The sequence below is a fragment of the Bacillus sp. C1 genome (genome assembly GCF_054570475.1).
Genome location: NZ_JBTMZT010000001.1, coordinates 751719 through 765264, shown reverse-complemented (window position 1 = coordinate 765264; position 13546 = coordinate 751719). Strand labels below are relative to the sequence as shown.

At 37.5% G+C, this 13546-nt stretch carries 11 protein-coding genes; 1 reads left to right on the top strand and 10 read right to left on the bottom strand.

Translation table 11 applies throughout. The annotated features are described in order from the left end of the window. Positions 1–4: 4 nt before the first annotated feature. From rsmB to ACX5JI_RS04055, 10 genes are all read right to left on the bottom strand, one after another. The gene (rsmB, locus tag ACX5JI_RS04100) at positions 5–1339 is read right to left on the bottom strand and encodes a 16S rRNA (cytosine(967)-C(5))-methyltransferase RsmB (RefSeq protein WP_459499808.1); all 1335 of its coding nucleotides are present in this window, start codon (positions 1337–1339) and stop codon (positions 5–7) included. Continuing rightward, positions 1336–2280 carry a methionyl-tRNA formyltransferase gene (fmt, locus tag ACX5JI_RS04095; RefSeq protein ID WP_459499807.1) on the bottom strand — a complete coding sequence of 315 codons (945 nt, stop codon included), beginning with the start codon at positions 2278–2280 and terminating at the stop codon, positions 1336–1338. The genes rsmB and fmt overlap by 4 nt, the downstream gene beginning before the upstream one ends. 16 nt (positions 2281–2296) lie before the next feature. Further along, positions 2297–2773 (bottom strand): peptide deformylase, encoded by a 477-nt coding sequence (gene def, locus ACX5JI_RS04090; protein ID WP_459499806.1) that lies wholly within the window; start codon positions 2771–2773, stop codon positions 2297–2299. Between the two features lie 11 nt (positions 2774–2784). Next, positions 2785–5190 carry a primosomal protein N' gene (gene priA / locus ACX5JI_RS04085; protein ID WP_459499805.1) on the bottom strand — a complete coding sequence of 802 codons (2406 nt, stop codon included), beginning with the start codon at positions 5188–5190 and terminating at the stop codon, positions 2785–2787. Then, entirely contained in the window at positions 5187–6392 is a 1206-nt protein-coding gene (coaBC, locus tag ACX5JI_RS04080; protein ID WP_459499804.1) for a bifunctional phosphopantothenoylcysteine decarboxylase/phosphopantothenate--cysteine ligase CoaBC, read from the bottom strand. The genes priA and coaBC overlap by 4 nt, the downstream gene beginning before the upstream one ends. 199 nt (positions 6393–6591) lie before the next feature. Beyond that, on the bottom strand, positions 6592–6804 hold the full coding sequence (rpoZ, locus tag ACX5JI_RS04075) for a DNA-directed RNA polymerase subunit omega (protein WP_459499803.1): 213 nt from the start codon (positions 6802–6804) through the stop codon (positions 6592–6594). 1 nt (position 6805) lies between these two features. After that, complete coding sequence (gene gmk / locus ACX5JI_RS04070; protein WP_459499802.1) at positions 6806–7423, bottom strand: guanylate kinase; 618 nt, start codon at positions 7421–7423, stop codon at positions 6806–6808. A gap of 13 nt (positions 7424–7436) precedes the next feature. Beyond that, positions 7437–7700, bottom strand: coding sequence for an extracellular matrix/biofilm regulator RemA (remA, locus tag ACX5JI_RS04065; RefSeq protein WP_001251459.1), 264 nt, complete (start codon positions 7698–7700; stop codon positions 7437–7439). A 67-nt stretch (positions 7701–7767) separates the two neighbouring features. Beyond that, positions 7768–8643, bottom strand: a complete 876-nt coding sequence (locus ACX5JI_RS04060; RefSeq protein WP_459499801.1) for a YicC/YloC family endoribonuclease — start codon at positions 8641–8643, stop codon at positions 7768–7770. 98 nt (positions 8644–8741) lie between these two features. Further along, positions 8742–11462, bottom strand: a complete 2721-nt coding sequence (locus tag ACX5JI_RS04055; RefSeq protein WP_459499800.1) for a calcium-translocating P-type ATPase, SERCA-type — start codon at positions 11460–11462, stop codon at positions 8742–8744. Between the two features lie 105 nt (positions 11463–11567). Between ACX5JI_RS04055 and ACX5JI_RS04050 the strand changes: the two genes are divergently transcribed. After that, the gene (locus ACX5JI_RS04050) at positions 11568–13277 is read left to right on the top strand and encodes an Rqc2 family fibronectin-binding protein (RefSeq protein WP_459499799.1); all 1710 of its coding nucleotides are present in this window, start codon (positions 11568–11570) and stop codon (positions 13275–13277) included. The last annotated feature ends 269 nt before the right edge of the window (positions 13278–13546 follow it).

The window sequence follows — 13546 nt, the reverse complement described above, 5'->3', positions numbered from 1 at the left end:
GATGCTACACCTTCTTTCTTAAACAAGCAATATAAAAGCCATCCGTTGCAAAATAATGCGGTAAAATTTGTACTTGTCCTTCATTTATATAAGGACGTAACTTTTCTGGCATACGCTCTTTCATAGTAGTATCCCATTCAAATTCAGGGTGTCTTTGTAAAAATTGCTCTATTACTTGTTCATTTTCTATTTTTTCAATTGTACACGTACTATAAACGAGACGACCACCTACTTTTAATAAAGGTGCTACTTTTTCTAGTATCGATAGCTGAATGGTCGACAGTCTTTCACTATCGCCCTTTTCTTTCCCTAATTTAATATCAGGTTTACGTCTAATTACACCAAATCCAGAGCATGGTGCATCTACTAATATTTTATCAAAACTTTCGCTTGCAAAATGCTCTTGTACTTTTCTGGCATCAAGGGCCTTTGTCACAACATTTTCTAAACCGAGACGCTTCGCTTGTTGCTCGATTAAACGAACTTTATGCGGATGCAAATCAAGTGACATTACCTGTCCAGTTCCCTTTAAACGCTCTGCAATGTGCGTTGTTTTCCCACCAGGTGCTGCGCAGCTATCAAGAACCGTATCTTCTTCTTTCGGTTCCAAAGCACGCGCAACAAGCATAGAGCTTTCATCTTGAATGGAAAGGAAACCGTTTTTAAACGCTTTTGTATGCGCTATGTTTCCTTTTTCAATTTGGATAGCATCCTCTGATAAATCACCATGCTTTGCCTCTATTCCCTCATTTTCTAGCAAGGAAATCGCTTCTTCTACCATTCCTTTATTAACATTTACACGCGCTGCTGAAACAGGTGGAAGTAGGTTTACTTCACACATTTTTTTCGCCGTTTCTAAATCGTATGCTGCCGTCCACTCTTGTACAAGCCACTCTGGATGACTTGTTGCAACAGCCAGGCGTTTTACAGGATCTTTTATCTCCTCTACAGACGGAACACCTTCACGCTGAATGGAACGTAACACTCCATTTACCATCCCCGCAATTCCTTTATGTCCGCGACGTTTTGCAATTTCAACTGCTTCATGGATTGCCGCTCTTTCTGGAACACGATCTAAGTACAACATTTGATATAAAGATAGGCGGAGTAAGACTTTCACCCATGCCTCTACCTTTTTTCTTAAAAATGGTTGCAAATAATAATCAAGCGTGTCACGACGTTGAATCGTTCCATACACGATTTCTGTTAACAATCCAACATCTTTTCTATCAATTTGACTCTTCTCGATTAAATTATTTAAAAGTAAGTTGCTATAAGCTCCGCTTTTTTCAACTTGTATTAAGCCATCAAGAGCTAACTCACGAACATTTTGTCTCATGCGTCTTCTCCTAACTTCGTACCAATTTCAAGTTTCGTTCCACGTAAAAATTGTGAACAGCTCATACGCTTTTTACCAGATGGTTGCAAATCAGTAATTTTAATCGCTGTTTCATTTCCTGTTGCCACAACGAAACCATCTTCTTCAATTGCTACAATAGAACCTGCTTCAGCTTGCACTACTACAGAAACTTTTTCGCCCCACCATACTTTCACAACTTGCCCAGCTAAAGTTGTATAAGCAACTGGCCACGGATTTAAACCACGAATGTGATTGTATACTGCTTCGCCTGTTTTCGTCCAATCAATCTTTTCTTGCTCACGTTTAATATTGTAAGCAAACGTTGCTTCATCCTCATTTTGTTTTATTGGCTCTAATCTTCCTTGTATTAAAAGCGGCACTGTTTTTGATAATAAGTGCGCTCCTGCTTCACTTAATTTATCAAATAATGAACCCGTTGTTTCGCGCTCTTCAATTTCTACTTCTACTTGCGTTAAAATATCACCAGCATCTAATTTTTCCACCATATACATAATTGTAATACCTGTTTTTTCTTTTCCCTGCATGATAGAGTAATGAATCGGTGCACCACCGCGAAGTTCTGGAAGTAATGAAGCATGAACGTTAATGCATCCATACTTCGGTGCTTCTAAAATTTCATTTGGTATAATTTGCCCGAACGCAGCTGTTACAATTAAATCTGGCTCTAATGCCAATACTTTTTCATATTCGTCTTTTTCACGAATTTTTAACGGTTGTAACACCGGGATACCATGCTTTTCCGCTTCAACCTTAACAGGTTGTGGCGTCATAACTTTTTTTCTACCTACCGGACGATCTGGCTGCGTTACAACACCAATCACATCATATCCATCTTCAATAAGACGACGAAGCACCGGTACAGAAAAGTCCGGTGTTCCCATAAACACTACTTTTATCATTCAAAAACCGCTCCTTTTACATCTCTTCTAATTCATTTTCCTCATAATATCTCGTCACTTTTGATGTAAATAAAACACCGTGCAAATGATCGATCTCATGTTGAATGGCGCGTGCTAGAAAATCATCTGCCTCTAATAAAAAGATTTTACCACGACGATTTTGCGCACGTACTTTAATATAATCTGCACGCTCCACTTCACCATAAAGTCCCGGAAAGCTTAAGCAGCCTTCGGGACCTACTTGTTCACCACGTTTTTCTAAAATAACCGGATTAATCAATTCGATTTTCCCCGTATCATCACCAATATCAACAACTGCCACTTGTAAACTTACGCCGACTTGTGGTGCTGCTAAACCAACACCGTCTGCAACTAACATTGTTTCATGCATATCTTTTAACAAATTCACTAACTTTTTATCAAAGTTAATTACCCGTTCACATGGTGTTTCTAACACTTCATTAGGATGCTTTACAATTTCTAAAACTGCCATATTTTCCTCCACTACATTAACATTGTTGGATTAAAGTCGATTGAGATCTGCAAATCTTTTTGCATTTCTGCTTGATAATGTTCATTTACCATTTTGAGCACGTACTTTAAGTTTGGTTCCCGCTTGTATTTTATCATGCATTGGTATCGATATCTATCTTTTATCCTTGGAATTGCTGAAGCGACAGGTCCTAACACTATTGTTTGCCGCGAGCAATGCGTTCGTAAATGACCGACAATTTTTTCCGTTACTTGTACCGCTTTTAATAACTCTGGATGTGAAACGGTTACAAGCACAACATAATAGTATGGTGGATATTGCCTCATTTTTCTCATTTGCATTTCTTGTTCAAAAAATACATCGTACTGCTGATTTTTTGCTAGTTCTATACTGTAGTGTTCCGGCGTATATGTTTGAATGACTACTTCTCCTGGTAATTCATGTCGACCTGCTCTCCCACTTACCTGTGTCAATAATTGATACGTTTTTTCGCTTGCCCTGAAATCTGGTAAATGTAGCATCGTATCGGCTGTTAAAACACCGACAAGTGTAACCTTTGGAAAATCAAGACCTTTAGCAATCATCTGTGTTCCAAGTAAAATATCAGCTTTCTCTTCACCGAAAGCTCTTAATAACTTTTCATGCATTCCTTTACGGCTCGTTGTATCAACATCCATCCGGATGACCCGTGCCTCTGGAAATAACTTTGTAATTTCTTCTTCTACCTTTTGCGTTCCTGTCCCAAAGAAACGAATATACGAACTATTACAAGCAGGACAAGCATTCGGCATACTTTCCTCATAACTACAATAGTGACATTTTAAACGATGATTCATCTTATGATAAGTAAGTGATATATCACAATGAGGGCATTGCACGACATAACCACAATCACGACACATAACAAACGTTGAATGGCCTCTTCGATTTAAAAAAAGAACCATCTGTTCATTCTTTTCTAACCGATCTGCTATTTTCTCATGAAGTAATTTTGAAAACATAGAACGATTGCCATCACGCAGTTCCTCACGCATATCCACAATTTCCACTGTCGGTAATGCTTGTTCATTCATACGCTTCTGCATAGTGAGTAATTCATAAACACCTTTTTTCGCTCTAGCAAATGATTCTAGTGTCGGTGTTGCACTGCCAAGTACGATTGGGCAATTATGATATTTCCCTCGCCAAATCGCTACATCTCTAGCATGATACCTCGGATTATCCTCTTGTTTATAACTAGACTCGTGTTCCTCATCAATAATAATAATTCCTAAATTTTCAAATGGAGCAAAAATAGCAGAACGCGCTCCAACAACAACCTTTACTTCTTTTCGTAAAATTTTCCGCCATTCATCATATTTTTCCCCAACAGAAAGCGCACTATGAAGAACTGCAACTTGCGAACCGAAACGTCCTTTAAATCGGTCTACCATTTGTGGTGTTAACGCAATTTCCGGAACAAGTACAATCGCCTCTTTTCCTTTTTCCAGCACCTCAGCAATCGATTGCAAATACACTTCTGTTTTACCACTTCCTGTAACACCATATAGCAAAAATGGATTGTATGTTTCATTTGTAATAGATGACAAGATAGGCATAATCACTTGATTTTGTTCATCTGTGAGCGGAAATGGCTTTGTCTGTTCAAAAGATTCATCATCATACGGATTACGATATACTTCAACATACTTTTCTAAAAGCAACCCTTTTTTCACAAGCGACTTTACCGGTGCATCTGTTATTTGCAATTCTTCTGTTAACGTTTTCAACGTCACACTGTTGTAATTTTCCACAAAGTAATACAGTACATCTTGCTGTTTCTTACTTTTCATTTCAAAGGCAGCTGCCTCTAATTGTTCCTGTAATACTTGCGGCTGAACTACTCTTTGTTTTTTCTTTTGAACTTTATCCTTTACTTTATAGATAACTTCAATCGTACCGTTTGTTATTTCTTTTTGAACTATACGATACATATGTGAATGAGTAGCAATTTCTTCCCAATCTATTGCTTCTTTTCCTTGAAATAAATCACGAATTTCCGGTGCTACTTCATCTACTTTATGGAGCTGTAACCGCTTTTTGTAGGTCGCTTTTATTGCAGTCGGGAGCATAACTTGAAAAGCTGAAATCGTATAACATAACGTTTCATCTGTCAGCCAAAAACCAAGTTTTAATAACTCTTCATTTAAAACCGGCGTAACATCTAATATTTCATGCAATGCTTTTAATTTCTTACTTTCCACATCAACTGAATCTTTTATTTCAATAATAAAACCTTGTAATTTCCGCGGCCCAAATGGAACGACTACACGCATACCTGTTTGTACAATATCTTCCCATTTCTTAGGGATAATGTAATCAAACGGTCGATCAGTTTGCCGTGCCGGTACATCTACAATTACACTTGCAAATTTCATACATGATCCTCTTCCAACATCGCTTCAATTTGCATAAAAATTTCACGTGCAACTTCTTTCTTTGTTAAAAGAGGTAATTGAATAACTTCTCCATCTTTTCTATACATTGTTACAATATTCGTATCCGTACCAAATCCGGCTCCTTGTACTTTCACATCATTCGCAACAATCATATCCGCATTTTTTTCACGCATTTTTTTCGTTGCATATTCCTCTATATTTGTCGTTTCAGCAGCAAAACCGATAAGGAGTTGATGCTCTTTTTTCTCTCCAAGTGTTTTCAAAATATCAATTGTTCTTTCTAACTCAATAACTGCATCGCCACTTTTCTTTTTCATCTTCTGATCATACACAAATTTTGGGCGATAGTCTGCTACTGCAGCTGTTTTAATGACAACATCCATCGATCCATAATGTTGCATTACAGCTTCTAACATATCCTGCGCAGATTCTACTGGCACAGTTGTTACATTTTCAGGTGGCGCTATTGCAGTTGGACCCGAAATAAGAATTACATCCCCTCCTAAATGAGCAGCAACTTCCGCTAAAGCATACCCCATTTTCCCTGAAGAAAAATTGGTCATAAAACGTACTGGATCAATTTTTTCACGAGTTGGGCCAGCGGTTACTAAAATTTTCTTTCCTTGTAATGGTTTATGTTCTGAAAAGACTTCTTGTAATCGATTCATAATTGTTTCTGGTTCTTCTAATCGACCTTTCGCAACATATCCACAAGCTAAAAAGCCTTCTCCAGGTTCAATAAATGTATATCCCAAACCTTTTAATGTCATCATGTTCTTTTGAACAATTTTATTTTCATACATATGCACATTCATAGCAGGTGCAATCCAGACTGGTGCTGTAGTAGCTAATAACGTTGTTGTAATCATATCATCCGCGATACCATTTGCTAATTTTCCGATACAATTCGCAGTTGCTGGAGCAACAAGCACAACATCTGCCCAATCTGCTAAATCAATATGAGCGATGACTGCAGAATCTTTTTCATCAAACGTATCCGTATATACATCGTGGCGAGACAGCGCTTGAAATGTAAGAGGTGTAACAAATTTCATCGCCGATTCACTCATCATGACTTTTACAAGTGCTCCTGCTTGTGTTAGTTTACTCGTTAGTGCAGCTGCTTTAAAAACAGCAATGCCCCCTGTTACACATAGAAGTATCTTTTTCCCTTTTAGCATATGACTCGTCCTCTTTCTTTTTCAAACTTATTCTGCTGAAATGTATTCATTCCAGCTCGTCAGTGCTAGTATTTCATTAGGCCAGAACCTAGTTCTTTATAGCTCCATCGTAAAAAAATAACAACCTACTTGTAAATAGGTTGTTACCGTTACATAGAAAAGTATAAAGTCTATGTTTTCATTTGTCGAAGAGAATGCTTTACTCAGCTATTTTTCCTTCGCTTGGTACATACTTCAATGCTTCCGCATCGATTTCTTCTAACGCTTTACCTACACATTTATGAGAAACAGGCTTTTCCACAACACAGTTGTTAGCCATTTGCATTTCACGAGCACGCTTTGCAGCTACTGTTACTAATGTATATTTAGAGTCGATTTTTTTTAGTAATGAATCAATTGATGGATTTAACATATTATATACCCTCCGTCATTTCTTTATAATATTTCGCTACTCTCTCACGGCGGCAATGTTCACCAACCACAATAGCTTTAATACGTTCACAAGCAAGTTCTACTTTATCATTTTCTACTACATAGTCATAAGCGTCCATCATCTCGATTTCTTCTTTTGCTACAGTTAAACGATTTTCAATAACATCTTCAGTCTCTGTACCTCGACCCACGATGCGATTCTTAAGCTCTGATAAGCTTGGAGGAGCTAAGAAAATAAATACACCTTCTGGAAAAGCTTTCTTTACTTGAATTGCTCCTTGTACTTCAATTTCTAAGAACACATCTTTTCCTTCTTGCAATGTTTGTTCAACATAATCGACTGGTGTTCCGTAGTAATTCCCCACGAATTCTGCCCACTCAAGTAGCTTTTCGTTACGAATCATTTCTTCAAACTCTTCTCTCTCTTTAAAGAAATAATCCACACCATCCACTTCACCTTCGCGCGGCTTACGCGTCGTTACTGAAATGGAGTATTGGAATTTTGTATCTTCATGGCTGAACAATTCTTTTCGAACTGTCCCTTTTCCAACGCCAGAAGGTCCTGAAAGAACGATGAGCAACCCTCTTCTACTTCTCATAAATATGTAAAACCTACCCTTCCTCACTTAAATCTTCTTTATTATTTAAACGATGTGCAATCGTCTCTGGTTGAATGGGACTTAATACAATATGTCCATCATCCATAACAATAACCGCCCTTGTTTTTCTCCCATACGTAGCATCTAGTAACACGTTATGTTCACGCGCTTCCTGCACCGTTCGTTTAATAGGAGCTGACTCCGGACTTACAATTGCAATAATTCGATGAGCAGATACGATATTTCCATATCCAATATTTAAAAACCGCATGGCCATAGTTTGCGCCTCCTAGTAAGTCTATCCGATTTCCCCACCACGTATAACTTTATATATTTTTTGACAGCTACTCAATATTTTGTACCTGTTCACGAATTTTTTCAAGGTTATTTTTCATTTCTACAACATATTTTGAAATTGTTAAGTCATTTGCCTTAGAACCAATTGTATTAATTTCACGATGCATCTCCTGTACGATAAAGTCCATTTTCCTTCCAACAGGCTCTTTCGTCTCAAGTGCTTCTTGAAATTGATCCAGGTGACTTTGCAAACGAACCAATTCTTCATGAATATCCGAGCGCTCTGCAAACATCGCTACTTCTGTCAACAATCGTTGTTCATCTAAATCCTGATTATGTAATTCCTTTAACCGATTTTCTAATCGTTCACGATATCTTTGAATCACAGTTGGTGCATGCGGAATGATCGCATTTACACAATTATGAATCTCTTGTAAACGATACACTACATCTTTATGTAAGCGTTCTCCTTCGCCATCCCTCATTATTTTCAACATACTAGCAGCTTGGCGAACAGCATCATATAAATTTTGTTCAAATTGTTCGTTTTCATTTTCCATTTCCTCAATTGCCGTTACTTCTGGCATTCCCATGAGTTGTTGAAGTGTAATGGCATCTTGTAATTGGAATTTCGTTTTCACATCTTCCATAATGGATTTGTACTGCTGAAGAAGCGACCAATTCACACTCAGCTTTCTTTCCACAAGCCCTTCGCCTGTAATGATAATAGACACTTCAATACGTCCACGACGAACTTGCTCTGCAATTAATTTACGAATTTTGTCCTCAAAAACCACCATTTGTTTCGGAAGTCGAATATTCATCTCTAAAAAGCGATGATTCACTGACTTCATTTCTACTGTAATTTGGAAAGCTTCGTTTTCTACCTTTGCTCTTCCAAAACCTGTCATACTAGAAATCATTTTTATCACATCCACACCATGAAATAACTCAATGAAAAAGGTAATAGAGATACAACTCTACTACCTTTTGTAATTATATCACATTTTCATATCATTGACTATTTCAAGTTTATCCCTCTCTTATACAATATAGGTTTCTTTTTCTCTTTTTTTCCTGTCAATAAAGAGCCCACTAATAAAAATGTTGGAATAGATGATAAACCACCGATTAATAACCAATCCCTCGCTTGAATAGGCATTGTACTAAAAATCGGTTGCAATGGCGGATAATAAATAACAACTAACATGAGTAATACTGAAATAATAACTGCTCCAACTAAATACATATTGCCAAGCGGATTACGATGGAAGATAGAATGTTCACTTCGGCAATCAAATACATGAATAAGCTGTGCTAGAACTAATGTAGCAAAAGCTACTGTTTGAGCATATTTCAATTCATTTGGATGCTGATTAAACGCAATAATAAATGCAAGTAACGTTACAATACCAATTAGAAAGCCGCGACTCACAATTTTCCAAGCTAGCCCTCTTGCAAACACCCCTTCTTTCGGATGTCGTGGATTTCTTCGCATGACATCTCCTTCAGCTGCATCTAATCCTAGTGCCATTGCAGGTAAACCATCTGTTACTAAATTGACCCATAAAATTTGAATTGGAACCATCGGAAGTGGCAATGCCAGTACCATCGCAAATAGCATAACTAAAATTTCTCCAACATTTGATGCTAATAAATAACGAATGAACTTCCTAATATTTTCATATATATTTCTTCCTTCTTTAATTGCCGATTTAATCGTTGCAAAATTGTCATCTAACAATACGAGAGATGAAGCTTCCTTTGCAACATCTGTTCCTGTAATTCCCATCGCGATCCCAATATCCGCTGTTTTTATTGCAGGAGCATCATTCACGCCATCTCCTGTCATTGCAACAACATGATCTTTATTTTGAAAAGCTTTTACAATTTTTAATTTATGTTCAGGAGATACACGGGCGAATACATAAGTATCTTCCACAATATCCTCTAGTTCGTCTACAGACATATTTGCTAATTCCACACCTTCTATAACGCGGCCACCAGACGGTAAAATCCCTAACTGCTCCGCAATTGCCATCGCTGTTACTTTATGATCTCCTGTAATCATTACCGTTTTAATGCCAGCCTCTTTACACTCTTTTACAGCCTGTTTTACTTCTGGTCTTGGCGGGTCTATCATTCCTTGTACCCCGACAAGCATGAAATCTTTTTCGACGTCTCTTTCATTTTCAATTGAATCTGTTGCTTTTAACGGCTTAAACGCCACTGCAATTGTTCTAAGTGCTTGACTTCCAAGACTATGAATCGCCGCCTGTACCTCTTTACGATACAATTCGCTTAAAGGTTGCTGTTTATTTCCCCACAAAATCGTTTGACTCATTTGCAAAAGAACATCAGGTGCCCCTTTTGTAACTACAAATTTTTTACCCTCACGGTCCCTTACGATAACACTCATCATTTTACGTGTAGAATCAAAAGGGAACTCATGAATAATTTCAAATTTTTCTTTTAAAGCCTCACGTGATATTCCGGCTTTCATTGCCGCTGCAACGAGCGCACCTTCTGTCGGATCTCCATCTAAAACATACGTTTTTTTCTTTTTTACAACGCTCGCGTTATTGCATAGACAACCAAATGTTAACAATTGGTATAACGACCTTGTAGATGCCGGATCAATCTTCTGTTCACCTTTCATAAACGACCCAGTAGGTTCATATCCTTGCCCTGTTACATGCCATATTTCGCCACCTGACCACATGTGTGTTACCATCATTTTATTTTGTGTCATCGTTCCTGTTTTGTCCGAACAAATAACAGAAGCACAGCCTAAAGTTTCTACTGCTGGTAATTTTCGAACAATCGCTCTCTTTTTAATCATACGCTGTACACCAAGTGATAACGCGACCGTAACGATTGCCGGCAACCCTTCTGGAATAGCAGCAACAGCAAGGGAAACTCCCGCTAAAAACATATGATATACTTCATTCCCTTGATATACGCCAGCTAATACAACAAGCGCCGTTAAAATAAGAGCGACAATAATTAATATTTTTCCGAGCTGCTCTAATCTTCTTTGTAATGGTGTTTCCATCTGCTCTGCATTTTGTAACATATTCGCAATTTGCCCCATAGCAGTATTCATACCAGTCGCTACAACGACCCCTGTTCCAGATCCCCTTGTAATCATCGTACCCATAAACGCCATATTTTTTTGATCACCTATTGAAACACCTTGCCCTTGCAATGCTTCAACCTTCTTTTGTACAGGTACCGACTCTCCTGTAAGAGCCGATTCTTCAATATATAAACTTGATGACTCCACAAGACGCACATCTGCCCCAATACGATCACCACTAGAAAACTTAATAATATCCCCCAAAACAAGCGCCTTTGATGGTGCTTTCATCCACTTTCCATTTCGTAATACAGTAACTTGCGGGGCGGCTAACTCTTTTAAAGCTTCCAGTGATTTTTCCGCTTTTCTTTCTTGAAAAAAACCGAGAATGCCATTGATGATGACAATGGCAACAATAGCAATAGAATCAATGTATTCACCTAAAAAAGCTGAAACAATTGTTGCCCCAAATAAAACAAGCACCATAAAATCTTTAAACTGCGCTAAAAAAACCATCAGTGCAGAAGGTCGTTTTGCTTCTTGTAATTCATTTGGACCTAACTTCTTCAAACGCCCTTCCGCTTCTTGTTCTGACAGTCCTACCTCCACATTCGTATTCGTTCTTTCTTCCACTTCATGTGCACGCATTTCATACCAATTCATCTCGCTATCGACCTCCTGATTGCAGACATGCTCTAATGAAAGCTTATTCAGCCTCGTCCAAAAAAATGCTATAATTAACATGTAGTTAGAAAGGAGTGTTCATTGATGGCATTCGATGGATTATTTACAAGAGCGATTACACATGAAATTGCAAATTCTCTTCAAACAGGAAGAATTTCAAAAATATATCAACCTTCAAAATATGAAATTTTATTACATATTAGAGCAAACGGAAAAAATCAAAAATTAATTCTTTCCGCACACCCTACATATGCACGTATGCATCTTACAAATCAAAACTATGATTCACCAGCACTACCGCCAATGTTTTGTATGCTTCTTCGCAAACATTTAGAAGGTGGTTTTATTGAAAAAATCGAACAAATTGATTTAGAACGTATCATCCAGATTACAGTTCGAAGTCGAAATGAAATTGGCGATGAATCTTTAAAAACAGTAGTAATTGAAATAATGGGGCGCCATAGTAACATCATCCTAGTAGATGCGAAAACAAACGTTATTTTAGATAGTTTAAAACACGTTTCTTTAGCGGTAAACCGCCATCGTACTGTATACGCTGGAGCTGAATACGTTGCACCACCAGCTCAGCATAAAATCAATCCTTTGCAGATTGAAACACAAGATGAGTTTATTCGACCACTAGACTTTTTAGCTGGAAATATGGATAAACAACTCGTCGGATCCTTTATGGGGCTTTCTCCACTCTTTGCAAAAGAAGTTGTAAAAAAAGCTGGTATGGTAAATGAAACTGCATTATCAGCAGCATTTTTCACATTACAAAAACCATTGCAAGTACATCAATATGAGCCGACAATGATAACAGCAAGCGGAAAAGAATTCTTTTATTTATTCCCACTCGGCCATTTAAATGGCGAAGAGAAAACATTTTCATCTGTTAGTGAATTATTAGACCGTTTCTTCTTCGGGAAAGCGGAGCGCGACCGTGTCAAACAACAAGCTCATGATCTAGAACGATTTATGCACAACGAAAAAACAAAAAATGAAAAGAAGTTAATTAAGTTACAAAAAACATTACAGGACGCTGGAAAAGCAGATAAATATCAATTATTCGGTGAGCTGCTTACAGCTAACATGTACGCACTAAAAAAAGGAGATAAAGAAATAGAAGTCGTTAACTACTACGATGAGAATGGCGGAACAGTAAAGATCACATTAGATCCATTAAAAACACCATCCGAAAATGCACAACGTTATTTCCAAAAGTATCAAAAAGCAAAAAATTCTGTTGCAATTGTAGAAGAACAAATCGAAAAAACAAATGAAGAAATCATTTACTTTGATAGCTTAATGCAACAAATGGAGGCTGCTTCTTCAAAAGATATTGAAGAAATCCGCGAAGAATTAGCTGAAGAAGGTTACATGCGTAACCGCAAATCAAAAAACGCAAAGAAAAAACCATCCAAACCCGTATTAGATAAATATATCGCCAGCGACGGAACTGAAATTTTCGTCGGTAAAAACAATAAACAAAATGACTATTTAACAACGAAATTTGCACGACGTGATGAAATTTGGTTACATACGAAAGATATTCCAGGTTCTCATGTTCTCATTCGCTCATTAGAACCTACAGATGACACGCTATTAGAAGCTGCCAACCTTGCTGCTTATTACAGTAAGGCAAAAGATTCTAGTTCTGTTCCTGTCGATTTCACAAAAATTCGTCATGTTAAAAAACCGAGCGGTGCTAAGCTAGGTTTTGTTACATACGATAATCAACAAACGTTGTATGTTACGCCTGATGCAGATACCGTGATGAAGTTAAAAGCTTAAAATTAGTAAGAAAAAAACGCAATGATTGTGAGTAATCATTGCGTTTTTTTATAACATGTTTTAGACCCGTCATTATCTATTAATATTTTTTATTCACCTTGTCATTACAGTACATGAAATTAATCTATTTTCTTTCTTCCCGGACGTAAAAACTCCCAATCTCTTCATACACTAAACTACACGAATGCCTAAAGGATGTGAGCAAAATGGGAGTGGAATTAACACTTCTGCATCCCCTCTATATTCTTTGTTAATTGTTGAAATACACT